This is a genomic window from Rhizobium sp. YTUHZ044, from assembly GCF_051123975.1.
Taxonomy (GTDB): domain Bacteria; phylum Pseudomonadota; class Alphaproteobacteria; order Rhizobiales; family Rhizobiaceae; genus Rhizobium.
In genome coordinates this window covers 178,522-201,857 of record NZ_CP101428.1, presented here as the reverse complement: position 1 = coordinate 201,857, position 23,336 = coordinate 178,522, and the positions used below count along the sequence as shown (strand labels likewise).

Genomic DNA, 23,336 nt, shown 5'->3' with positions numbered 1-23,336 from the left:
CAGAGTATCTGGCAGCCGCGCCGACTCTGGCATAAATTGATTTCATCAAGGGAGGCACCATGATGCAGAGGAACGCGCCGGACTTCAGCCTTGAGGGCAAAGTGACTTTGGTAACAGGCGCGAGCCGTGGCATCGGGCGAGCTTGCGCGCTTGCCTGTGCCGCGGCAGGCTCCGATATTGTCTTGGGGGTCCGTGACGTCGCAGCCTCGGCGGACCTGGTCGCCGAGCTCGAGGGCACGGGACGAAAAGTCCTCGCTGTTGAACTGGAAATTCCCAACAAAGCCCATATCGCACAAGCCGTCGACGCGGCGTTGACGACGTTTGATCGAATCGACGTCCTCGTCAACAATGTCGGCGTGGCTCCCGGCAATCTCGCCGAGCTCGTCGAGGAGAAGGACCTCGACGAGATCCTCGATGTCAACGTCAAGGGCACCTTCCTGATGACCCAGGCGGTCGGGCGCCAGATGATCAAGCAGAATGGCGGCCGGATCATCAGCATCAGCTCACAGGCCGGCACCGTGGCCCTGCGCGGCGAGGCCATCTATTGCATGAGCAAGGCGGCCATCAATCACCTCTCGCGCTGCCTTGCGGCCGAGTGGGCACGCTACAATATCACCGTCAACACCGTATCGCCGACCTTCATCCATACGGATGGCACGGCACCCTTTCTATCCGACGCCGCCAATCGCCAAGCGACGCTCGATCACATTCCCCTCGGCCGGATCGGTGAAACCGATGATGTCGTGGGCGCCGTCGTCTTCCTGGCATCGCCGGCTGCGAGCCTGATCACCGGCGCGAACCTGCTGGTGGACGGTGGCTGGTCCGTCGCCTGAGGCAAGGCCACATCGCCGGCAATTGTAATGCGACTTATGGCGCTTTTGGAAGCCGCTGAAGATGCCCGGTAAAAGCCTCCGAGCCGATCCTCGCAGCGGCATCTAGCTGACGATTTCGAAGCAAAAATCAATAAAGGCGCGAACCTTGGCCGGCACATGATGGCGGGAGGTGTAGAAGCAGTGCAACGGAAAGGTCTCATCGGGCCAATCCGGATAGAGAGCGACCAACTGGCCACTGTCAAGATAGGGCTTCATTCCGAGCGAGAAGACCTGGGCAATCCCGATCCCGGCGAGACAGGTGGCAAGGGCCGTACCGGCATCATTGACGAGGATGCGCCCATGCGTTTGGATCGGCACCACCTTCTTTCCGCGCCGCAACTCCCATTCGAAAGGCCTGCCCGTCAAGGGGTCCTCATACTGGATGCAGGTATGATCGGTCAGGTCGGCAGGCAGCGTCGGCGTGCCATGCCGTGCGAGATAGGACGGCGCGGCAACCGTGATCACCCTCGTGCGAAAGAGTTGCCGGGCAATCAGCGAGCTCTTGGCCGGGATTTCGCCGAAGCGCACCGCCACATCCATGCCGTCGGCGACAAGATCGCCGATCTCGTTCCTTGTAACCACCTCGAGCTGAAGATCGGGATAGCGGTCGAGAAAGGTGCCGAGCTTCGGCGCGAGGATCAGCCGCGAAAAATAGGGATCTACATTGATCCGCAGCCTCCCGCGCACCGTCTGCGTCGTCCCGGCCGCATAGGCAGCGGCTTCTTCGATGCCACCGAGTAACGGCACGACCTGCTCGTAGAAACGCGTGCCGTCATCGGTGAGCCTCAGGGAACGGGTCGTCCGCTCGAGCAGCCGCACGCCGATGCGGCTCTCAAGTCGCGCCACCGCCCGGCTGACCCCGGAAGCTGTCAACCCCAGCGCCTCGCCCGCCCGCGCAAAACTGCCGCTCTCAACGACGGCGGCCAGCACGCTGACCCCATTCAGCAATCGTCCGTCGAACATCATCCAATTCCTGATATTTTGTCATGAACTATCTGACAAAAGGGCAATTCAGTCAAAGGCGACTTTGGCGCATCATTCACTCGGCGCGGCGAAAGCCGCTGACAAAAGGAGTCCGATAATGTTTGCTGTCACTGGAATAACAGGTCAGGTCGGCGCCGTGGTCGGCGCGAAACTGATAGATCAGGGTCTTGCTGTCCGTGCAGTCCTGCGCAACGCGGAAAAAGCAGGCGCCTGGCGGGATCGAGGTGCGGAAGTCGCCATTGCCGACATGACGGACGCGGCGGGTCTCGCCCAAGCCTTCGAAGGCGCCGAGGGCGTCTTCCTGCTTCTGCCGCCAAGCTTCGATCCTGCGCCGGGTTTCCCGGAGGTGAAAGCAATCATAGAAGTGCTCAAGACGGCGCTCACAAAGGCGTCACCGAAGAAGGTGGTGTGCCTGTCGACGATCGGCGCGCAGGCAAAGCAGGAGAATCTGCTGAGCCAGCTCGGCCTCGTCGAGCGGGCAATGTCGACACTCCCGATGCCGGTAGCGTTCTTGCGCGCCTGCTGGTTCATGGAGAATTCAGCCTGGGACATCGCGCCGGCAAGGGAGAGCGGCATCATGCCAAGCTTTCTGCAGCCGGTCACCAAACCGGTGCCAATGGTTTCCGTGCGCGATGTCGGCGCAACTGCGGCTGAAATGCTGCAGGAGGACTGGACCGGTAAACGCATCGTCGAGCTTGAGGGTCCGCTCCGCATCACGCCGCTGCAGATGGCGGAGGCCTTCTCTGCCGTGCTCGGCAAGAGGGTCCGTGCCGAGCCGGTGGCAAGGGAGACATGGGAAGCGCTGTTTTTGAACCAGGGCATGCAGAACCCCCGACCCCGTATGCGCATGCTTGACGGCTTCAACGAAGGCTGGATCGAGTTCGAAGATGGCGAGGCCCGATCGCGCAAGGGCACAACGACCTTTGAGACCGCTATCCGCAAACTGGTCGAACGCGGTTGATGAAAACGCCGTGGCGGCTTCAGCGATCCCATGGAGGTCGCCACCTGAAGACGAGGCGCCTGCCCCGGCACAAGTCCCATACGAAGGCGCGTCAGGACGAGTCCCGAACGAGCCCATCTATGTATGTCTGGAGCGAGATCGATCCGCGAATTGAGTCCTCGGGATATTCGGGGCCATCGGCGGTGAGAGCCGTCATCCTGGCATATGAGTGCGCCGCCGCGTCGGAGAAGCCCAAATTGCGGTATGCGTCTTCCCAGGTTTCGCGCGGGATCACCTCGACGCGAACGGCCCGGCCGAGGGCGGCGGCGAAGGCTGCGGCAACGTCATTGGGAGAGTATCGTTCCGGCCCTTCGACTGGGTATATGCCGATCCGGTCGATCGGCTCCCGCAGGAGCTGTGCAGCCACACTTCCCAGATCCTCGGGCGCGACCATCGGCAGCGTGAGGTCGGCCGGGAGCATGGTTGATAGCACCCCGTCCTTCGCGACAGGTCCCACCATCGTGTCCCAGTTGCTGTAGTAATAGGCTGCGCGGATGACACTGGCGGGAATCGGCTGGCCTCTCAGGCCCGTCTCCAGTTCGTAAAGGACATTGAGATCGCCGCATTGCTCGCCCGGCTGCGCGCCCATGGTTGATTGCGCCACCACCTTCTCCAGCCCGGACCCTTCGATCGCCTCGAGCAGGCAGCGCACGGTCTCGCGCTCCTCCCGGTCCGTATCGCTCGCGATGTCAGCGTTCGGGTTCAGCAGGAAGGCCCGCTTCCCGCGGCGGAACACGGTCCGCAGCGAGGTGACGTCGTGGACGTCGGCGATCGCAACCTCTGCGCCCCGCTGTCGCCATGCGCCCGCCTTCTCAGGGTTTCGGGTGACGATGGTGACGGCTTCGCCCCCGTCGAGCAGCGTCTTCGCCACTGCTGAGCCAACGCGCCCCGTCCCGCCAACAATGATGTACATCGGTCATGCCTCCCGCAATCATGCCGAGCACAACACTTCGGCGCTGCCGAAGGTTCCATTGCCGTTAGGCGCGCAAACCAGAGCGTCAAGCAGCGGCGCTATCTTCGCTGCGTATCGAATGGACGGGAGGGCGGCTCCGCAAGGGTGATGCGATTGCCGTCCGGGTCCGCGATCTGGGCAATCCTTCCGTAGTCACCCTCGGATTCACCTGTGAGCGTCACCCCAATCTCTTCGAGCGCTCTGCGGGCTTCATCCATTTTCGGCACCACAATGGTCAGCCTGCCGAAACCAGCATTCTCCTTGTCGAGGAAGATTTGAATGTTCGCTCCGGCGACGTTGCGCCATTGGATCAACGCCTCCATCGGACGATCATCGGGCTCCCGGTCAAACAGCTGCGTGTAAAACTTCTCCGCTTTATCCATGTCTGCCGTTGCGAGCGCGGCGTAGATTCCCTGGATCAGCATTGCCATAACTCCCCTTGCTTACCGCCTCCACGGTAATGAAACAGGACGAGTTGCGTTCCAGATGTGCGTGGATGGCGGCAAAGGCGGCCTGAAGGCCGTGCGCTACTCGGTCAGGCTGGAAAGCAATTCGTCGAGCTGTTCCAACTGCTCCGGCAATGCGACAGCCGAGCCCTGCAGTGCTTCCTCAAGCGCCTCCCTGGTCGGATAGACTTCGTGGAAAACCACAAGTGTCTTCCCGCCCTGGTCTTCGAAGGTCACGGTGGTGATTGCGCCCTCTTCGCCCTCATCATTGGTCCAGACGATGCGCTCGTTCGGCGCCACCTCGAGATACTTGCCATAGAAGGCCATGGTATCCGAACCGCCGGCGCCGAATTCCAGCCGATATTTGCCGCCGGTGCGGACGTCCATTTCGCATGATACCAGCGAAATGCCGGGCACCGATTTCGGCACCCACCAGCGCTGGAACAACTCGGGCCGGCTCCACGCCCTGTAAACCGTGCTCGGCGGCGCATCGAATATCCTGGTTACCACGAGTTCGCGATCCCCTCTGCGCTCGACCGACGTGCGGTTCTGCGCGCCACCTGCCCTCTCAACTTGCTCAGTCATCGCTTTCCTCCCGTTTCATTTCGCTGATGATTTCGTCCAATGCTTCGAAGCGGGCCTCGAACAGCCTGCGATGCGCCTCGATCCACTCGGCCTCTGCCTTGAGGCCGCGTTTCCCGAGCTTGCAGGTTCTCACCCGTCCGACCTTCTGCGTGACGACGAGCCCCGCCCGCTCGAGAACCTGGACATGCTTCTTCATGCCGGTCAGCGTCATCTGGAACTTGTCCGCGAGACTGGTGATCGACGCGTCCCCTCGCCCAAGCTGATCGATGATCCCGCGACGGGTCGCATCCGACAGCGCCGCGAATGAGAGATCGAGAGGAGGACTTTCATACTGAACCATATGGTTCAGTGTATAACCTGCTCGCGCAGGTAGCGCAAGCGTCCCTGCTGTAAACCGGTCATTCGGGGTCATGCACCGCGGCGGCGGCAAAAAGATCGTCTGGCGCAGCCGACAGTTGCCGAAGGAGCTCGGCAGCTTCGCGCCCTCAGTACAGCCACGACGACACGCCGTATGTCGCTCCGAAAGCCCGCGGTGGCAACGAAGGGAGATGCCGCCGATCAGCGTTCAGGCGGAGGACCTCAGGTGAGTTGAGCGAGGATATCGTCAACGACACCCGTAACGCTACCCGCGGTGTCGATATTGATGCCGACGGGAAGATACTCCCGGGTCTTATGGTAACGGAGCACCAGAGCCCGCTCGGCCGGCTCGAAGCCAGGCTCATCGGGCCGCCCATCCAATCGCCGGTTCAAAGTCTCAACGTCGATGTCGAGCACGAAAACCTTATCGAACAGGTGCAAGAACTTGTGGAAATTGCGCGAGCCGCCACAGAAGAAAGTGACAGGGTGGGTGGTGTCGGCAGCAATGGCCCGGACCTTTTCGGCAGGCCAGATCCAATGCGCGTATCCCCAGACAAGGCGATCGGCGCCTTCAGGTGGTCCCGCGAGTGCCTGGCCTGTCTCGGGGTCGCCCACATATGCCAGGACGCGGTCGCCATGGACAACATGGTAGCCCCGCCGCTCCAGTTCGGAAGCGACAGAGGTTTTTCCAGTGCCCGAACTGCCTTCGATCAAATAGTTCTTGATGCCCATGAGCGCTCTTATCACGGGCTTTGATCCGGTGAGAAGAGTCTCACCGGACGGAGGATGAGCCGGCACGCCCGTCACTATGTCGACATCGATCGGCTTAGCCGAATCGTTCCACCAGGAAATCGATCACCGTCCGCAGCATCGCTGTCGGACGCCGGTTTGGGGCATAGATGAGGTACATCGGCACAGGCCTGTAGGACCATTCCGGCAGCACCTGCTCAAACCGCCCTTCGGCGATATCGGCGGCGAGCAGCAGTTCCGGCTGAAGCACGATTCCCGCGCCGCTGAGCGCGGCCATGCGCAGTGCTGCGCCCTGATTGGTGGAAAATTTTCCGGAGACCGGCACATCGCGCATTTCGCCGCCCGGCCCGACCAGGTGCCAGCGGTCACGCATGCGCCAATAGGAATGGCCGAGGCAGAGATGGGTCGTCAGATCCTCCGGCAAGGCCGGCCGGCCATGGCGGGCAAGATAACCCGGCGAGGCGGCGAGAATGCGCCGATAGGGCGTGAGTGCGCGGGCGACGAGGCTGCTGTCCGATAGCGGGCCGATGTGGATGCCGAGCTCGAACCCCTCGCCGACGAGATCATGGACATTGTTGTCGAGCGACAGCTCGATGCTGACGTCGGGATAGGCATTCTGGTACTCGATCAGCGCCGGCACCAGGACTTGTGTGCCGAAGCTGACGGGCGCCACCAGCCGAAGCCGGCCGCGCGGCGCCGATTGCAGCTCGCTTGCCGAAGCCTCGGCCAGCGCCACTTCGGCAAGCGCGCGCTTGCAGCGCTCGTAATAGAGCTGGCCGACCTCCGTTAGCTGATGGCGCCGCGTGGTGCGATGGATCAGTTCCAACGCGCGCCTGCCTATGGAAAGCCGACCTTTCTTCGAAGCTGCGGGCGCGGCGTTGATCGACGGGTCTGCAACGAGCCTGAGCATCAGCAGCGATTTGCAGGATGAAAGTTGCAGCGTCGGGGCTCAGTGCTACGGTAGCGGCGGTCGAGCGGAAAAAGATAACCAACCATAGCTCAGGCTTTGTCTTTCACCAGTGAGGAAGAACCTAACGATTTCAGTCGATGTATAAAGCTACTATTGAGAAGTTGTCTGTGGGGCCTCGTTCCTCGACTTCTCTGTGAACGTTCTCGACCAAGACGGCGGGAGTTGGCGATATTAGGGCCAGCTTTTGCAACTCACGTAGAAGGACGATGTTATGAACACCATCTGAGGTTAGAAAAATTCGATCATTTTGACGGATATTGAACTTAAATGAATCGATACGCGGATTGCCCTTATCGCCCAAGGCACTTTCCAAGATATGCTTCCGTTGGTATGTCGCTAGTTCATCCTTGGTAAGTTTCCCGGCGTCAAATAGCCTCTGCCCCTCAGAATGATCTGTTGTCAATCTCTTGATGCCGTTAGCTCTGGCAAGAGCTGCTCGCGTGTCGCCGCAGTGGATGCCAATAAGTCCTGAGTTGGAGATGGCAACAGCGGTCAGCGTCGTGGCCATTCTGTTTCGTTTGTCAGTCGAATTTTGTTGATTGCGAATTTCGTGGTGGGCCGCCAAGGCGGCGGCCGTCATCGTCGACTCATTGATCTCAGTTTTTTCAAGATATGCTCGGAAGGTTGTGACCGCGAGCTTGGAAGCTATATCGCCTCCACCCATTCCACCTAGGCCATCCGCAATGCACGCAACAGTGGTATCGGCATTTGCGCGCCAGCAATCCACCGAATCTTCATTCACCGCCCTTGGGCCGGAGGCCGTGAAAATCGAGTAGGTCACTCTCATAAGCATAGATCCGCTAGCGCGCTGACCAGTCTCGGGTGAAGGTTAATCCTCTGGAAATCAATCGACCCCTCAAGATGAGATATCTTGCGGCACACAGCGGATTTGCCTTCAATGTGGAATTTCACCACCAGGCGTTTTGCCAAGTTCTCATCCATATCGGGCCCGCACAGGCTCACGAACTTGCGCTCAACGTACCAACGATTGTGGCTGGTTCCCAATTCCAGCAGCGCCATCAAACATTCAACTTTGGTTTCAAAGTCACAGTTTTGGAAGAACACATCAACGCGGTTTGCTATTGCGTCCGATAGGTCGAAATTAAACGCTGTTCCAGAGACCCATTCTGCGAACACAAGGCCGATCCGTTTTGCAGAGTCCGGCGCGTCCCGGCAAACTGCTTGAATTCTATCCGCTGTCAACCGACCGCAAATGGCTGCTATGTCGGCCCTGGTTGCCTTCTCGTCTAAGTAGGAAGCTAGACGGTCCCACGTCTCCCTATCTGGTGCCTCTGCGGCACTGAGAATCGCGAGAAAGTCTTCCGAGTCATCGCTTAGCGTTCCGGCAGGCTCATACTCTACAGTGAGGATGGCGTCCAAAACTGCCTTCGCTGACGCGAAGCGTTTGCTAGGATCATCTTTCGTGCACGCTGCAAGAATGGGGCCAAAATCACCATCTTCCCTTATTTCACGGAAAGGAACCCTGGGCTCCTTCCCAACCATATCATGAAGGATGCAACCCAACGAATACACGTCCGAACGCGCCGATGCCTTTCTCAAGTCGTTGGCTATTTCGGGAGCAGTGTAGAAATCCGATCCTTTTCCCATCCCCGATTTGGTCAACTCCGAAAGATTGGATTCTTTCATGGAGATGAGGCCAAAATCGCTTATGGAATAGGTAGTTTTACCGCCCGTAGTATATCTAAGTACGTTTTGGGGCTTCAGGTCGCGATGATAAATCTCCATGGAGTGTATTTCTTCAAGAGCAGAGACTATGTCACTGATTGCGGAAACAAAATTTCCACCGAGAGTCCGATCTTTTTCTAAATCATCATCAAGACTGCTCTCAGCTAAAGGCATTAAATAGTATGGTGGCTCAGCTCCAAGGTCGCTGCCTATTATTGGAACAATGTTAGGGTGAGAAATAGCAGATTGTACTTTAACTTCTTTTGCGAATCTCTTAATTACATTTGTAAGCAACGCTGCACTTAGTGGTTGATTCTGCGAGAATTCTTTGCGAGCGCAACGTTCTCCATTGGCTAAGACAACTAGATCTACATTCCCAAAGCCGCCTTGGCCTATTCTTTTTTCAATTTTCATTCTATGCCCCACGGAGAATCGAACCACATTCATTTAAATAAATCGCGACCAAAAACAGCCGTGCGCTAGGCAAGCCGTAGCGCTGCCAAAAGTCAATCCATTCCACGGGCTGAAATGGTGTGCCGAATCAACAATGTAAAGTCGAGTGCTAGCAACCGTGGCCATTTCCAACCGGTGACCGCTATTCTAGGTTTGAGTGAAGCGGTAGGTTTAGGGGCATACTTTGGTTGAGTACGAATACGTCAAGCTTGATCGACGCCTTGCTGAGATCAGCACTGTCCATATGAGTGAGCTTAGCAGCGCCATGACTACGGCGAACCTAAGATCACGCGATGAAGGGTATTCATGGGCCGAGCTTTCTGCGCTGGATTGTGCAATCGTGCTCGGGTCAGCAGGCGCAGGAAAGACGCGGGAGCTTTTAGAACTCGCAAAGCAACTTCGCGCGTCCGGGACACCGGCTTTCGTACTTCGAATCGAGGCGCTTCTTCGACTTCCTGTCGAACACTCCTTTTCACCTTTCGACCAAGCCGCCACTTCGGTTTATGCGAAGTGGAAGGCACGGGGAGGGCCGGCGGTCGCATTACTCGATGCGCTAGACGAGGCTCGTCTACCAGACGCGCGCAACACCAGCGCACTTGCTGACGCATTAACTAAGCTCTCTGCTTCAGTAGGCAAAGCCGGTAGGGAACTAAATGTGATCATCACCTCAAGAGCCAGCGAATGGCAGGGGGATAGTGATCTCCAAGCTATCAGAACGGTGATCAGAGGACTTAGACCACCTGCTGCTAACGAAATTTCGCCTTCGGTCAAGACCTTCCGCCTGCTTCCGCTTCGAGCCGATGATGTCAGGGCCATCGCCGCCAGCAGGAACATTGATGCTTCAGAGTTTGTCGGGGCAATCGATAAAGCGAAGGCGGCCAATCTGGTCTCCCAACCGCTTGACGCGCAGCTCCTGATCGACCTTTGGCAGGAAGCCATCGAGCATGGCCGTGAGCCGACGAGCATTTTCCGTTCAAGACTGCGGGTCTATGACGACATCGTGGGATTTCGTCTGCGCACAGAGAGCGGCCAAGAGCGCCGATCAAACATTGATCCCCTTCTCGGGCGACGCGCATGTGAAAAGCTGGCTGCGGTCTCACTTCTGACTGATATCCAGGACTTCACCACAGATCCGTCCACACAGCACGCGATTAATGCACTATTCGCTCTGTCCACGGATACCGAACGCTGGTCCGTTGTCGAAGTGCGCCAACTCCTCTCCTATGGCATCTTTCAGCCTTCTGTTTCTGGTCGAGTGCGCTTTGCACATAATGAGTTACGCGACTATCTTGCAGCATGTCACCTCCGCGGAGCGATTGCTCGAAATGCAGGTTCACTCGATATTGTGAATCCGCTTTTGGCCCGAGGCTTTGGGCATGTTGAGATCCCTCAATCCAGCGAACACGCCTTTGGATGGCTTGCCGCGCTTGATCGGATCGCTCGAAAACTGGTGACGGAGCTTCGCCCTGCCCTTTTGATCGAAACGGGTGATCCCACGGCGTTGACAGTGGAGGAGAAGTCGCAGGCCATTCGGTCACATGTCGCCGCATATCAAGATCGAACTTACCGAGGAGAGTGGTTCTCAAACCAGGATGTTCGTGATTTCGTCACGTCGGACCTCGCCACAGCCATTCGAGAGCAGCTTGCGATCGCGGTTTCCCCCGAAGTTCGCGAGTTGCTAATTGAGATGATCCGGTTCGGCAGGATGTCGACTTTGGTTCCCGAGTTGGCGACGATCGCTTGCGATCAGGGCGAGAAGTTTCGGGTAAGAGCGGAAGCATGCTTTGCCCTAGCTGACCTCGACGACACGACTTTCGCGCAGGCCGTGATGGATGCAGCTCTCTTGGCTGATCCACCCGAGCATGAGGATACGCAAAGCGCCCCTTCATGGAATCTGTTTGTCGCAAGTGCCCTGTCTTATACAGTGCCGGCGGGCATATCCATCTTGGACGGGATCGCGCTGACCAATCGCGTGCGCCGTGAAGGCAGAAATTACTCTTCTGCGACGTCGCACTACCTGCAAGAGTTTGTCGCGCGGCTAACTGTTCCTGAGATTGGCAACTGGCTCCAAATTCTTCTCCGGTTCGCGAAAGGCCAGCGCGATTCCAACCGAGATATGATGCCGGCACGGATCTCTCGCTTTAAAGCTCTGGGACAAGCGATATGTCATTGCATCAATACGCTCCTCATGGAGGACCCCGCTGGCATCCAGCGAGCCTTGCTTCTGGAAGCGTTGGAATTTGCCTTTTCGATCGCCAGAGACCCAGACTACTCCCTGCGGGAAAGTGGTTTTCGCGCTCTAGCGCGCACTTTGAGAACCCTGCCGGATCTCAAACATGATCTGATTTCGATGCGGCTAGCGCTTTTCTCGCAAAATGACATGAATGTGTACTGGATTGCCTATCAGACAATAGATCCGCTCAAATTGGACAGAGGCGATCATGGCTGCGAAATCTTCACTGCCGAAGACGTTGAAAGGCTTGCCGATCTCATGACGGAACGCCCACTTGGTAGGGAGAGGGAGCTGGCATTTAGATGCGCGGTCCAACTGGCGGATCAAATTCAGTCGCGACCCGAGCGCGACAAGGCAATATTAATCCTGAGGCGATATGCTCGCCGTTACGGGGGGCGAGACCTCAAAAGAGCGTATGGGAGATTGGCTCCGCTTTGGCGGTTCGCAAGTCGATTCCGCCACGATCACCAATATAAGATACGTCGGTGGGCACGTTCATACCTCGAGACAACCTCCAGCGCCTTTTGGAGGGTCTTCAACACGTTCATTTTCCTACGGCGATGGCGACTGCTGTCGAGTGGTCAGGAGAAGGGTCTGCTTATATGGGCTGTACGTAGAAGCCCCAACGATCTCGGGACAGGTGTTATAGATGACGCGAGTGCCCGCCACGGAGAGTGGATCGGCAAATTGTTCGCTGCGGGATTCAAGGCGTACTGGAGAAACAACGATATATCCTATGCCGATCGCGATACCTATGGGGCACTTGTCGGACTAACAGGTCTCGCCCTCGAAACCCCAGAAGCGTTGGCGCAACTTCCTGATCATCTTATCGAGCGAGCCTTCCGGTATAGCTTTGCTAATTTGAACGGCTTTCCAGACTGGTTATTTCCACTTGCCCTTCTGAAGCGCGAGCTTTTCACGGGTATCTCGATCGGCATTCTTGAAGAGGACATAGCGAGCGGTGGCGATAAGGAGTTCACGTCGGACGGCTTCAGCAGGATTGCTTATTCAAGCAGTGATATCCGTGAGCTGATTGCCCCGCCCCTGTTACAGCTATTGGTAACATCTGGCATACCTAACAACCGACGCGATCTAGAGATTGCCGTAAACCTTGTCGCCCGCTCTTCTGCGGTCAACCCAACTGTCCTAACACCCTTCCTGCGGCAAAACTTCATCGCGGCCGTGTCGAGCTTCAGCATGTCGGACGCATGGATATGGCTCGATGCGCTCTTCTGCGTGGAGCCCTCCACAGCTTGGGCTGCGTGGACGACGGCATTCGGTCATCACTGGAGCCCGTCAAGCAAAGCGCTTTTCATGAGATATATGGGGCGAGAATCGTCTTCGTATTCCAGAGCGGAAGAACAGGATACAGAGCGTAATAACCTAGCCACAGATGCCGGTGTACTGAGAATTCTGGTGAAAGCTGCTCACCTCGTTTGGCCACCCGCCAACGACCCCGTGCATGAAGACGTTTATTCTCCAGGAATCGCGGAGAAAGCGACATCGAGACGTTCCTATTACCTCAATGCCTTGGTGACGCTCGGAACTAAAGAGGCCTTGGTGTGCCTAGATGCACTCGCGGCGGATCCTGATTTAAGGAGCTATCGGGACTCATTCCTTTTTCAGCGGGACAAGATGGTCAGAGTATCGGTTAAACGTGAATTTCTGCCGGTTAGCGAAGCTATCACGTTCCTAAACTCATTCTGCAAGCCGCCGACTTCAATCGAAGAGTTCCGAGCGTTGGTCAAACGTCATCTCATGGCGCTTTTGGAAAAGCTGCATCATTTCGACGACGATGAAGGCTTTGTCTTCAGAAGCGGTCGCGGCACGGAGGACGACATCCGCAACTGGTTATCGGGCAGAATGCGGGAAATCGGCGCAGAACATTACGAAGTGATCCGCGAACAGGAGGTCGCTATCGAGAACAGGCCGGACCTCAGGATTCATGCGCGCAACGCGGACCTTGGCTTGATCTCAGTAGAGATCAAGATGGCTGACGAGGATCATTGGACCGGAGACGTATTGATTGACAAAATTCAGTCCCAGCTCGCAGAACAATACATGTTTGAAAATGGCTCACACACCGGATTCTATCTGCTAGCAAACGGAGCCAAACCCCGGGAGAGGGTTATTCACCCCAAAACTCGGGTCACCCTCCGGAAAGCTTTCGCAAAGAAAGTCGCCGGCAAGACAGTCAATTTTCAGGGGCTGATTGAGAAGGCTAACTTGAAGGCAGCCGCAGTTACCTCGACACTAACGGGCAACAAGGTCGTCGAGGTAATACCGGTTGATTTATCGGAAAGATAACGGTGTTATCGGCACCTCGTGCCACCAGTGTTTGGGTCCCTGAGCAGCCTGAACGGGCGCATGAGTGCCGGAGCTCGGATTCACGAATGAACAAGTGGTAATCAGGGGCGATCGGTGGGGGAGACTCGATAGCGCCGTCTCGGACGCGGCTCCAAATCGGTGGTCGTATCATACCGAGCCCGACGAACGATCGTGGTGCGAAGCCAATGTCGGAATGCGGCTAGCACCTTGACAACCCTATGTTCGCATCATCGGCGGCAGGCCCGGCCGCGGCCCTCCCATTCCCAGCGGAACCAGCGATAGCGTACGGATACCCGCCTCGTCGGCCGCACGCAAAAGCACTTCGCGGAATTGTTCCGGGGCAATTTTGCCGGTGATGGCGTCGACGCAGGCTTTGACGGCAGCCATATATTCCTCGCCGTCGTCGCAAGGCCAGTCGTTCATCAGGAGGCGCGCCCCGTCGCCCAGTGTCCACACGATCTTGCGAGATTTCGGACCTCGCAAAGCAAACCCGACAGGCGTGAATGCTGATGATGTATTCCAGCACATTTTCCCCGACCCTCAACGCACGGATACTACAGTCCCCATGTTCAATGTACGCGCGTATTTAAAAATTTGGAATTGAAATTTGTCGTGAGACACGGCTTGAACGCGAATTTGTGAATGAAAGTTCGCCGTAATTCGGCGCTTACGCTGACGAGGCTGCCGCCGGAGCAGAGGGAGCGCCAATCCAAGTTGTATCGAAACGCAAAACGCCTCGCCCACATTCTGATGTTTCGGCTGAAACCTGCGAGCGCTTTTGGGGATCTAAGATCCAATCTCGCACTATCCGCCGATGCGTCAGGTTGTCGGCTTCACGCTGTTTTTTGTTGGAGCAGCTTTCAGGCGGATGCGAAACGGACGGCCTTCGGCATGATCGACCTCGAAGGCGTTCGTCTTCTTGACCAGATCGCCCAACTTCTTGAATCCGAACGTCCGTGGGTCGAAGTCAGAGGCCAGATTGGCAAGTTGCTTTCCAACTACGTTAAGCAGGATCCATCCATCGTCGGTCTCCATCTGCGCGATTGCTCTTTTGATGATCGGTGTTGCGGCGCTAGGCGGCCGTAATGGTGACGCAACCTGTACGGTGCCCGCTCCGTTCGACGCGACCGAAGGCGCGAGATTTTCCGTGTAGATGAACCGACGGCATGCCTGGCGGAAGCTCTCCGGCGTCTTCTGCTCCCCGAAGCCGAAGACATCGATCCCTTGTTCCCGAATGCGTGAGGCGAGACGCGTGAAATCGCTATCTGATGACACCAGGCAGAAACCGTCGAAGCGGCCACTATGCAGCAAGTCCATCGCATCGATGACCAGCGTGATGTCTGATGCGTTCTTGCCCGTGGTGTAGGCAAACTGTTGTTGAGGGATGATCGCGTGTCTTGCGAGGACGTCGATCCATGCCTTGGAGCGAGCATTGGCGAAGTCGCCATAGATGCGCCGCACGCTCGCTTCGCCGATCTTGGCTATTTCCTCGAATAGACCGTCAACGATCTTTGCGGAGGCGTTGTCAGCGTCGATTAGAACAGCAAGACGTGGCGAGCGTGGTTCAGGCATGTCAAAGCTCCGTGGTGATTAATAGGCCCCAAATTCAAGCTGGCTAACTCTGTAGTTCCTTCAACCATGCGGTTGCATCACGTTTCGCCTATCGCGAATGAGAGCAGCTAAAGGGACTATGAATGGCGTGCCGTGTGGCCCCCTCATCCGCCCTAGGGCCACCGACCGGGGTTGAGCCACGGGTCTCAACCCGTCCTTCGGACCCCCGAGGGGAGAAGAGGGAGCGAGGGGCGCCGATACTGTCAAAACGAACGAGCCTTTCCCTCCATAGAATTCCCGAGTGGGGAGAAGATGGGGCACACAGCTCACCCGCTCAGTCCCACCCTTCTGCCTGCTCACTTCAATTCGGCGCTCACCCGAAAAATCCCGCCGGCCGAAACATCCGAGCAGACGACGAAAGTGGAGCCCTCCTGGGCCATGAAGGCGACGTTGCCGCCGGCTTCGCAGGGGGTGGCGCTCCATTGCAGGATGATGTCGCCGTTGTCGGGCAGTTTTTCCGTCGTCAGCTTGACGGCGCTCGCCATCCATTCGGTCGCCGACGGCAGGTGGACGGGGGCGTTCAGCTGTTTCGACAGCCAGGCGGTATAGTTCTGTGCCTCGGCGAGCGGCACGTCGTCGGCCGGCTGCTCGGGATTGCCGGCATAGGCCTGGGCGGAGGCCGGGTCTGAGTTGGCGGTGTAATACTCGGCCATCTCGGCGCGGGTAACCGCCTTGGCCTGCATGCAGAAGGATTTTTCGACCTTCACGGCGCCATTGGCGACGCCGAGCATGCCGCCGAGCTCCTTCAGCGACGAGGTCATCAGCCGGACGTTGTCGAGCGGATAGCTGCCGGCAGGGATGGTCTCGAAGGCGACATTGGGTGCAACCGGGCAGAAGCCGCGCGCCGAGAGCGCTTGGAGATCGGTCAGGATCGGCTGATAGGCTGCGATGGCGAGCTTGTAGGCCTCGGCGGTGTAGCGGCCATCGGCCTCGGTGAGCTTCGGCGCCAGCGCGGCAAGTGTCGGATCAGTGGGGCCGGCGCGCGTCGTCAGCGAGGCGTGGAGATCGGTGACTTTCTGCCTCAGCGCCGTCGCCTCGTCCTTGGCCGCCATCACATCCGATATCAGTGCGGCGAAGAGCTTGGCGGCGTCGCCGTAGCCGGAGGTCGCGGCCGGCAGCTGCCATTGCTCGGCCTTGGCCTTGGCCTCGGTCATCAGGCCGCTCGCCTTGGCGACGTCGGGGCTGTCGCCGGCGCCGATGCGGGTGACGGTTTCGCGTTTTGCCGTGGCGTCCTTTTCGGCTGCCGACAGCGCGGTCAGCCCCTTGGCGAGATCGTCGTAAGCCGTTTTCGCTGCTTCATAGTTGTCGACCGCGCCATGCATCTGCTGGGCGGCGGCGCTGTCGGCGGCGGCCTTCATCTTGCTGTCGGCCTCGGCAAAACTCGGGGCCTTGTCGCCGCCGGCGGCGGCAGCGGCCGATTTGGCCTTTTCAGCGTTTTCTTTCGAGATTGAGATCAGCGATTTGCCAAGGCTGATGGCGGCCTTCTGGTAGCCCGGAAGCGCCTTCTTGTAGTCCTCATCCTTGAGGGCGGCATTAGCCTCGGTCAGTGCGGCGGCGCCGGCATCATAGGAGAGCTTCGCCTCGTCGCCGGAGGGGCGTTCCGGCGCCTTGGCGGCGACGGCTTTGTCCCTGCGGCTTTCGGCCTCCTTCTTCCAGGTGCCGACATCGGCGACGAGCTTGGGATCGGGGCGCAGCAGCTTCGGGATCGTGACGACGCCGACACCGATGCAGATCAGGAGCAGCGCACCGATCATCGAGAAATGCGCCAGCGTCCATTTCTTCCGCTTCGGCGCTTCCGGCTGTTGCGGCATGCCGCCGCGCGGGTCCCAGGCCATCGGCTGGATGCCCGTGGTGACGCGGCTGAATTCGCCGAGCGCATCGGCGCCCATGCGCGGTCGCTGGGCCGGATCGCGGCTCAGCATTCTCTCGATCAGGCTGGCCAGGCCCTCGGGAAATCCGGGGATCAGCACGTCGAGGCGCGGGAAGATGTTGGAGGGGTCGAGATGGATGTTCTTCCAGCTCTGCTCGCGCTGGTGCTCGTCCTCCCAGACCATGACGCTGTCGAAGACGCTGGCATAGGTCTGCCGCGGCAGGAAGAGCTTGTAGGCGATCATGCCCATCGCATAGATGTCGAGTGCGGCGGAGGCCGAGAATGTGCCGCTGGCATAGATCTCCGGCGCGCCGAATTCCGGCGCATAGGGCGGGATGATGTGCTCGCCGATCCTGGAGATCAGGTGCAGGTTGCCGATCCGGACCGAGAGGCCGGAATAATCCTCCGACACGTAGATGCACTGGTCGGTCAGGGCATTGTGGGCGTAACCGGCCCCGTGCAGCGTCGCCAGCCCTTCGAGGATATGGCGGCCGATCTCGATGGCGCGGTCATAGGCGACCATCTCGGTTTCCTCGAGATACTGGTGCAGCGTCTTCGACGGCCGCTTCTCGACGATATAGAAGTTGTCGTCTTCCGGCGATGGCGGGATCAGATCCTCGATCTCGACGAAGCGCCGCGCCGTCAGCGATTTGGCCTCGTTGACCGAGGTCCAGACCCGCTCGAAGCGGGCCTTGTCCAGTTTCAGCGCCACATCGGGCGCGACGATGAAGACCGAACGATCCATCCGCTTGTCCTGAGCCGGATAGACGATGAACTCGTTTTCATAGACCGGCTCGCCGATCGTGTAGCGGGCGATCAGATCACTTCTCATGCACGTGTCCCCCTGCCATTTTGTCTTCATCAAAGCGCATGTCATTCACCCGCCAGAAGCGGATCGCCGATCAGGCCGGCGGCGAGAAACAGGCCGGTCTTCGTATCGCGAAGCGCGAAGGCGAAACGGGCGTCGGCGCTCACCCGCACCAGTTTCGGATCGATGCTGCGCTCGGTGACCACGGCCGTTGCCGCCGCCGCTTCCGTGCCATTCTCATCGACCTTGATCATCGTCTTCTGCAGAACGCGCGACAAGCTGATGTTTTCCGTGGTGAACCTGGGAAAAGCCGCATCGCTCGCCTTATCAGGCGAAAGGCCCATGGCATGGAGTGTCGGCATCAAATCACGCCCGTCATTGAGGGAAAAGCGGGGCAGGAAGATTTCCCCCTTGGCGGCTTCGAATTTCTCGCCCTGGAGCCAGGAGGCAAGGGTTTTGAGATCGGAACCGCCGACACCCTTTTCCGAGCGCGCCGCGATCACCACCATGCGGTAGGTTTCACCAGAATAGGCGAGGTCGACGGCTGCGAAACGATCGTCGACGCGGAATTTCTGGCCGTCGCCGGCAAGATGCATCATCGGCACCGAGACCGTCGAGCCGTCCGGCCGCCGAAACGGGGCGGCCGGGCTCTGAGCCTCGAAGGCGGTTTTCCAGCGCGCCTTGAAGGAGAGCGCGCCGAGGCTGATGAAGCCGCCGCCGGGCGGCGTTTCCAGGATCGCCGGAATGGCGTCGCGCGTCGCCTGCCTGACCCAGCCGTTGATGTGCTCGACGGATTGGGGCTGATCGAGATCCTCGATCGACGGCTTGATACGGTGACCGGCCAGCATGGGGAGGGCATCGGGGAGGAGCGCCAGCTTGTCGTCGAAGACGATCGCAACACCTGAGGCCAGCGGCGCATCCGCCGCCGGCGGCGTCTTCGGGTTCATCTCGTCGAGCACCTTCTCCGGCCCCTTGACCGCATCGCCGAAACCCAGCCCCCGTGCGATGGCCGCCTTGCCCGCATCCGAGGCGCCGAGGCTCGCGAGACCCAGCGCGGCGGCAAGGCTTGCCGGCGACACCATGATGTTGGCCGCCCCCTCTTTCGCCAGCGTGCGGTCGATCAGGTCGACGGCAAGCCCGGCCTGGGCGGCAAGGACCGCCCTGGTGTCGGTGGCATCGCCCGCATGGGCGGGCGCCAGCGCCATCAGGGAAGCGGAAAGGCCCGCCAGCAGAATGGATCTCGACATCATTCGCCTCCCTTTCAGCGGATGCGATAGAATTTGGAATCGAACGACCATTTGCCCTGGACGCCGGTCTCGTCGTCGCCGACGATCCTGAGGCTGCGGGCGAGGTCGTAGACATAGTTGAAGGCGGCGCGCTGGCCGACGAGCGGTGTCGGCACGTCAGGCAGGTCGAGCACTTCGATCGGCTTGTCGCTGAGAATGGCGACGACCATGCCGACGCCGGCCGGCCCCTCCACCACATATTCGAAACCGATATAGGGATTGCGGGCATCCGGCACGACCACCGGCCGGGCCGGATCGAGCCGGTTGTCGCCGCCCTTCGCCGTCGGCTTCAGGCCCATCGAGCGCTTGTTGGGATAGAGCTGCGTCAGCTTGCCGGCGGCGTCGATATCGACGAGGATCAGGTAGCCTGATTTCTTGGTGGAGACGCGCATCGCCACCTTGTCGCCGATGCTGACCGAGGTGCCGGGCAGCACGTCGACGGCCACGCCCGCCTCATTGTCGGTCTTCAGCGTGTTTTCGACGGCGGCGACCGGGGTCTTCGCCTCCTCTCCGGTGACGACGTCGCGGCCAAGCGCATCCGGGAGGCCGTAGAATTGCGGCACCGGCGTGAAGCGGCAGTCCTCGGAATGGGCCCGGCAATATTCGTCCGATTTGCGCCTGACATAATCAAGCAGGGCGGCGTTGCTGACGTCAGGCTTGTCGGCAGCGCGCGCCACCCCTTCCTGCACGCCTTCGATGAAGCGGCGGGTGAAGACGCCGAGCGGCGGTTTGGCCTCGGTATCGACCAGCGCCCATTGCCCGGCATTGACCGCCGACCAGACCATCGCCGTTTCGCCGCCGAAGGAGAATTTCGCTTCCTTGCCAGAGCGGTTCGGCGGCTGCAGCGACGCCAGAGCCGGGCCGAGGCAGCGCACCGTGCCGCCGGCGGGCGCGGCCACCGCGCTGCGGCTGCCGGGGCCGACATGGCAGGCATCGATCAGCAGCGTGACGCGGCGGTCCCTGAGGCTGTTCAGCCGTGCGGCGATTTCGGTCTCGCGGATCTGATTGGTGACGGTCACCTTGGCCCCCTCGCGCACCAGCTTGGCATCGGCGGCGACCAGCGTCGGGCTCGTCGTCGCCTCGGCGCCCATTTCCTCGGAGCCCTGGCCGCTGAAATAGAGGAAGACGCGGCTGCCGGCCTCAGACTGACGCACCAGCCAGTCGTCGATTTCGGCAAGGATCGCAGCGCGGGTGGCCTTGCGATTGGTGAGCGTGTGGATCTGTTCCGGACGGTAGCCGACCGTCTTGACGAGGAAGAGCTGCATCGCCTTCACATCGTCGACCGAGCCGGTCAGCTTCGCCTCGCGCATCTCATAATCGTCGATGCCGATCAGAAGCGCGCGGTCGCCGGGAGAACGCACAGCCATGGGCAGCTCGGCGGCCGGCGCCTGAACCTCGGGCTGGCTGCCTTCGGGCGAAGGCGATGCTGGAGTCTCCGTCGTTTCCGCAGGCGCGGTCGTGCTGCCGGGCGGCGTCGTAATTGCAAGGTTGGCCTCGAGCTGTGCAGCCGGCGTCTGCTTCTGCTTGGTGCCGGCCGTCGTCTCGCTTGCAGCGGGCCGGCGCTTGGTGTCGATTGCCGCCACCTGGTCCTCGGCGGCAGCAGCCGAAGTGTCGGGCGCGTTCGGCACGTCGCCATCGGTCCTGGCGGCGATCCAGTCGCGGAAGGCGGCGACGCGGGTATAGACGCCGTAATGTTCGGCCTCGGCGCAGCCGGCGCCCCAGCTGACGATGCCGAGCTGGATCCAGCGCTTGTCGGGGCGCTGCGCGACCAGCGGCCCGCCGCTGTCGCCCTGGCAGGCATCCTTGCCGCCCTCGGCGTAACCGGCGCAGACATTGCGCTCGTCGATCGGGTTCATGCGCATCGAGCTCTCGCGATAGGCGGCGCGGCAATCCTCGCGCGAGACGAGCGGCAGCTCGACCTCCTGCAGTTCGGTCGGCAGGTATTTGTCATCCCAGCCGTGATCGGCCTTGGTGTAACCCCAGCCGGTGACGACGGCGGTGTGGCCGGGGCTTTCCACGGCCTCGTCGGCGGCGGAGGCGAGGATTGCCGGCTTCGAGACGGCAGGTTCGGCAAGCTTGATGAGGGCAATGTCGTTGGCGAAGACCTTGCGGTCGAAATCCTCGTGAATGATCACGTCCTCGACGGACAGCCCCGGCTTATCAGGGCCGTCAACCGAGATCACCTTGTCGATCTTCTGCTTTCCCTCGACGATCAGGAGGTCGCGGGCGAAGAGATCCTGCTTGCCGGAACGGCCGCTGGTGACGCAATGGGCGGCGGTCAGGATCCAGCGCGGCGAAATCAGCGAGCCGCCGCAATGGCCGCCGAAGCGGCCGCGCTGCTCGGGATCGGGCGCCAGGATCTTCACCTGCCAGGGCCATTCGCCCTTCTTCGCCGCCTGGCCGCCGATCACCCGCCCGCCATCCTCACCGGCAAAATCGGTATCCTGCTGCGCAAACGTCGGCGCGGCCAGCAGCAGAAGGACGGCCGCAATGTTGAAGACCTTGCTGATCGACGTGCTCATAGCCTGGCTCCGGCGGAGGTATAGAGGACCGTAAATCCGACGCGCGCGCCCTCGGGCAGAAGCTCGCCGAGCTGTCTGGCGATGTTGCCGGCGGTGCGGCGCCGGTCGTTCTGTTTCAGGAATTCTACCAGACCAGGCATCGCCTGATCGGAGGTGACCGCGACGAGCAGGTCCGTGCCGAAGGGAGCGACGACGGAAAGATCGAGATCGAAGGTCGCAGACATCTCGGCATCGGCTTCCCTGTCGCCGGGATAGAGAAACTGCACCGTGCCATCGCCGGTGACGTCGAACAGCACGAGCTTGCGCCCGGCAAGCTCGGACACCGTGACGCCGACGCGCTCGCCGTCGCGATGAACCTTGTCGGATGGTGTCACCCGCACGGTTTGCGGGTTGATCTCCGACAGCCGCTTCAGCGTGTCGAGCGCGGCCATCCGGTCGACGACGAAGGGCATGTCGCCGGCGCCGACTTCGGAGGCGACGACATCGCCGCCGGCGATCGCCTCGCGCTTTTGCGGATCGAAGACGAGTTCGGCATTGGCATCGTCCGTCAGCTTGAACGGCGTGACGGCGGGAGCGACAGCCTCCAGCACCGGCTCCGAACCGAGGGCGGCAAGGGTGATCGGGGCGGGTTCGGGCGGCGGGGGCGGCACATTCGATTTCTGCCCTTCCGCCGGGCCGGCTTTGTCATAGGCATAGACAACGGCGCGGTCGAGATCCGCCCCGGGCGGGCTTTGCGTGAAGATGTTCTGCCGCTGGTCGGTGAACTGATAGACCGACTGGCGCACATATTCGAACAGCTCGCGGCGGGTCACAGTGCCGTCGCCGTTGCGGTCCGCAGCCCCTTCGAACGCGCGGGCGGTGGCATAACTCAGCGCCCCGCGCTTCTGAGCTATGCCGGGAATCGATATTTCCGGCGATTTGGTATGGTCGTCGACGGCGGCAAGAAAGGTCAACCGCTTGTAATCGAAGCCGGTGGAGAGGGCATCGGCCGTGGTCGAAATCGGCGCCAGGTCATCCTCCTCGATCGTATAGGACGGCGCCTGGCGCCAGGTGATCTCGGCGCCGCGCGGGTCGACATCGCGAGTGAGGCCGCCGGCATGGCAGGTGTCGGCGATAAACAGCACCTCGGCGCCTTTTTCCTCCAGCTTGTGGATCAGCACCTTGAATTCGTCGCCGAAGATGCGCTCGCGCGATCCCGGCAGCCTCGTATCGAAGCCGGCCAGCACATAGACCTCGTCGCGGCCGCTGGGTTTCGAGCCCTTGACGCGCTCCGGCTCGCTCGATCCGTGGCCGGCGATGCCGAGCACGACGAGATCGCCCTCGCCTGCCCTTTGCGTGACGGCGCCGATCGCATCGAAGATGCCCTGGCGGTCGGCCGCGCCGTTCTTCAAGAGCGTCATGTCCTCGACCCCGAGCGAGCGCAGCGACAGGGAAAGATCCTCGGCATCGGCGACGGCGCCGTGCAGCGGCGGGACATTGCGATAGAGATCGATGCCGATCAGAACGGCTCTGACCGTGCCGCGCTCGGGAGCTTCGATCGTCCTGGCGAGGCTGTTCGTGCCCGCCAGAACAAGAAGGGCGAGTGCGGCGGCCATGGGAGCGAATGTGGACATGGCCGGTTCC

18 protein-coding genes are annotated in these 23,336 nt (G+C 60.2%); 3 read left to right on the top strand and 15 right to left on the bottom strand.

Translation table 11 applies throughout. The features are described 5' to 3' along the window. Positions 1-62: 62 nt before the first annotated feature. Positions 63-833: an SDR family NAD(P)-dependent oxidoreductase gene (locus tag NL154_RS26265; RefSeq protein WP_097598957.1), complete on the top strand. Its 771-nt coding sequence runs from the start codon at positions 63-65 to the stop codon at positions 831-833. A 102-nt stretch (positions 834-935) separates the two neighbouring features. On the opposite strand, the gene NL154_RS26260 is transcribed toward NL154_RS26265, so the two are convergent. Beyond that, on the bottom strand, positions 936-1,835 hold the full coding sequence (locus NL154_RS26260) for a LysR family transcriptional regulator (protein WP_097598956.1): 900 nt from the start codon (positions 1,833-1,835) through the stop codon (positions 936-938). 118 nt (positions 1,836-1,953) lie between these two features. On the opposite strand from NL154_RS26260, the gene NL154_RS26255 reads away from it, so the two are divergent. Beyond that, positions 1,954-2,817, top strand: a complete 864-nt coding sequence (locus NL154_RS26255) for an NmrA family NAD(P)-binding protein (RefSeq protein WP_210632626.1) — start codon at positions 1,954-1,956, stop codon at positions 2,815-2,817. 91 nt (positions 2,818-2,908) lie between these two features. Here the strand turns inward: NL154_RS26255 and NL154_RS26250 are convergent, their stop codons facing one another. From NL154_RS26250 to NL154_RS26215, 8 genes are all read right to left on the bottom strand, one after another. Beyond that, a complete protein-coding gene (locus NL154_RS26250) occupies positions 2,909-3,769 on the bottom strand; it encodes an NmrA family NAD(P)-binding protein (RefSeq protein WP_210632625.1) in 861 nt (286 codons plus the stop codon). A 98-nt stretch (positions 3,770-3,867) separates the two neighbouring features. Beyond that, positions 3,868-4,233, bottom strand: coding sequence for a VOC family protein (locus NL154_RS26245; protein WP_097598955.1), 366 nt, complete (start codon positions 4,231-4,233; stop codon positions 3,868-3,870). Between the two features lie 102 nt (positions 4,234-4,335). Beyond that, positions 4,336-4,839 carry an SRPBCC family protein gene (locus NL154_RS26240; RefSeq protein WP_097598909.1) on the bottom strand — a complete coding sequence of 168 codons (504 nt, stop codon included), beginning with the start codon at positions 4,837-4,839 and terminating at the stop codon, positions 4,336-4,338. Beyond that, positions 4,832-5,179 carry an ArsR/SmtB family transcription factor gene (locus tag NL154_RS26235; RefSeq protein ID WP_221123148.1) on the bottom strand — a complete coding sequence of 116 codons (348 nt, stop codon included), beginning with the start codon at positions 5,177-5,179 and terminating at the stop codon, positions 4,832-4,834. The genes NL154_RS26240 and NL154_RS26235 overlap by 8 nt, the downstream gene beginning before the upstream one ends. Before the next feature lie 239 nt (positions 5,180-5,418). Further along, positions 5,419-5,928, bottom strand: a complete 510-nt coding sequence (locus NL154_RS26230; protein ID WP_434734510.1) for a nucleoside kinase — start codon at positions 5,926-5,928, stop codon at positions 5,419-5,421. A 94-nt stretch (positions 5,929-6,022) separates the two neighbouring features. Further along, complete coding sequence (locus NL154_RS26225; protein ID WP_434734509.1) at positions 6,023-6,856, bottom strand: LysR substrate-binding domain-containing protein; 834 nt, start codon at positions 6,854-6,856, stop codon at positions 6,023-6,025. Between the two features lie 130 nt (positions 6,857-6,986). After that, positions 6,987-7,703, bottom strand: coding sequence for a PP2C family protein-serine/threonine phosphatase (locus NL154_RS26220; RefSeq protein WP_434734508.1), 717 nt, complete (start codon positions 7,701-7,703; stop codon positions 6,987-6,989). After that, positions 7,700-9,016, bottom strand: a complete 1,317-nt coding sequence (locus tag NL154_RS26215) for a serine/threonine protein kinase (protein ID WP_434734507.1) — start codon at positions 9,014-9,016, stop codon at positions 7,700-7,702. Before NL154_RS26215 ends, NL154_RS26220 begins: the two co-directional genes overlap by 4 nt. A 223-nt stretch (positions 9,017-9,239) precedes the next feature. Between NL154_RS26215 and NL154_RS26210 the strand changes: the two genes are divergently transcribed. Beyond that, positions 9,240-13,595 (top strand): hypothetical protein, encoded by a 4,356-nt coding sequence (locus NL154_RS26210; RefSeq protein WP_434734506.1) that lies wholly within the window; start codon positions 9,240-9,242, stop codon positions 13,593-13,595. Between the two features lie 237 nt (positions 13,596-13,832). On the opposite strand, the gene NL154_RS26205 is transcribed toward NL154_RS26210, so the two are convergent. The 6 genes from NL154_RS26205 to NL154_RS26180 all read right to left on the bottom strand — a co-directional run bounded on the left by NL154_RS26205 (position 13,833) and on the right by NL154_RS26180 (position 23,326). Further along, positions 13,833-14,144: a DUF982 domain-containing protein gene (locus NL154_RS26205; protein WP_434734505.1), complete on the bottom strand. Its 312-nt coding sequence runs from the start codon at positions 14,142-14,144 to the stop codon at positions 13,833-13,835. Between the two features lie 291 nt (positions 14,145-14,435). Then, the gene (locus NL154_RS26200) at positions 14,436-15,188 is read right to left on the bottom strand and encodes an NYN domain-containing protein (RefSeq protein ID WP_434734504.1); all 753 of its coding nucleotides are present in this window, start codon (positions 15,186-15,188) and stop codon (positions 14,436-14,438) included. 335 nt (positions 15,189-15,523) lie between these two features. Continuing rightward, positions 15,524-17,929 carry a protein kinase domain-containing protein gene (locus NL154_RS26195; RefSeq protein ID WP_434734503.1) on the bottom strand — a complete coding sequence of 802 codons (2,406 nt, stop codon included), beginning with the start codon at positions 17,927-17,929 and terminating at the stop codon, positions 15,524-15,526. Positions 17,930-17,970: 41 nt separating this feature from the next. Next, positions 17,971-19,152 carry a serpin family protein gene (locus NL154_RS26190; protein WP_210632614.1) on the bottom strand — a complete coding sequence of 394 codons (1,182 nt, stop codon included), beginning with the start codon at positions 19,150-19,152 and terminating at the stop codon, positions 17,971-17,973. Between the two features lie 14 nt (positions 19,153-19,166). Continuing rightward, the gene (locus NL154_RS26185; RefSeq protein WP_434734502.1) at positions 19,167-21,713 is read right to left on the bottom strand and encodes a trypsin-like serine protease; all 2,547 of its coding nucleotides are present in this window, start codon (positions 21,711-21,713) and stop codon (positions 19,167-19,169) included. Beyond that, on the bottom strand, positions 21,710-23,326 hold the full coding sequence (locus NL154_RS26180) for a caspase family protein (RefSeq protein ID WP_210632612.1): 1,617 nt from the start codon (positions 23,324-23,326) through the stop codon (positions 21,710-21,712). The genes NL154_RS26185 and NL154_RS26180 overlap by 4 nt, the downstream gene beginning before the upstream one ends. Positions 23,327-23,336: the final 10 nt, after the last annotated feature.

Excerpts from the sequence above, each read along its gene's own strand:
- NL154_RS26265 (WP_097598957.1), top strand. The coding sequence starts at position 63 with ATGCAGAGGAACGCGCCGGACTTCAGCCTTGAGGGCAAAGTGACTTTG.
- NL154_RS26260 (WP_097598956.1), bottom strand. The coding sequence starts at position 1,835 with ATGTTCGACGGACGATTGCTGAATGGGGTCAGCGTGCTGGCCGCCGTC.
- NL154_RS26255 (WP_210632626.1), top strand. The coding sequence starts at position 1,954 with ATGTTTGCTGTCACTGGAATAACAGGTCAGGTCGGCGCCGTGGTCGGC.
- NL154_RS26250 (WP_210632625.1), bottom strand. The coding sequence starts at position 3,769 with ATGTACATCATTGTTGGCGGGACGGGGCGCGTTGGCTCAGCAGTGGCG.
- NL154_RS26245 (WP_097598955.1), bottom strand. The coding sequence starts at position 4,233 with ATGCTGATCCAGGGAATCTACGCCGCGCTCGCAACGGCAGACATGGAT.
- NL154_RS26240 (WP_097598909.1), bottom strand. The coding sequence starts at position 4,839 with ATGACTGAGCAAGTTGAGAGGGCAGGTGGCGCGCAGAACCGCACGTCG.
- NL154_RS26235 (WP_221123148.1), bottom strand. The coding sequence starts at position 5,179 with ATGGTTCAGTATGAAAGTCCTCCTCTCGATCTCTCATTCGCGGCGCTG.
- NL154_RS26230 (WP_434734510.1), bottom strand. The coding sequence starts at position 5,928 with ATGGGCATCAAGAACTATTTGATCGAAGGCAGTTCGGGCACTGGAAAA.
- NL154_RS26225 (WP_434734509.1), bottom strand. The coding sequence starts at position 6,856 with ATGCTCAGGCTCGTTGCAGACCCGTCGATCAACGCCGCGCCCGCAGCT.
- NL154_RS26220 (WP_434734508.1), bottom strand. The coding sequence starts at position 7,703 with ATGAGAGTGACCTACTCGATTTTCACGGCCTCCGGCCCAAGGGCGGTG.
- NL154_RS26215 (WP_434734507.1), bottom strand. The coding sequence starts at position 9,016 with ATGAAAATTGAAAAAAGAATAGGCCAAGGCGGCTTTGGGAATGTAGAT.
- NL154_RS26205 (WP_434734505.1), bottom strand. The coding sequence starts at position 14,144 with ATGTGCTGGAATACATCATCAGCATTCACGCCTGTCGGGTTTGCTTTG.
- NL154_RS26200 (WP_434734504.1), bottom strand. The coding sequence starts at position 15,188 with ATGCCTGAACCACGCTCGCCACGTCTTGCTGTTCTAATCGACGCTGAC.
- NL154_RS26195 (WP_434734503.1), bottom strand. The coding sequence starts at position 17,929 with ATGAGAAGTGATCTGATCGCCCGCTACACGATCGGCGAGCCGGTCTAT.
- NL154_RS26190 (WP_210632614.1), bottom strand. The coding sequence starts at position 19,152 with ATGTCGAGATCCATTCTGCTGGCGGGCCTTTCCGCTTCCCTGATGGCG.
- NL154_RS26185 (WP_434734502.1), bottom strand. The coding sequence starts at position 21,713 with ATGAGCACGTCGATCAGCAAGGTCTTCAACATTGCGGCCGTCCTTCTG.
- NL154_RS26180 (WP_210632612.1), bottom strand. The coding sequence starts at position 23,326 with ATGTCCACATTCGCTCCCATGGCCGCCGCACTCGCCCTTCTTGTTCTG.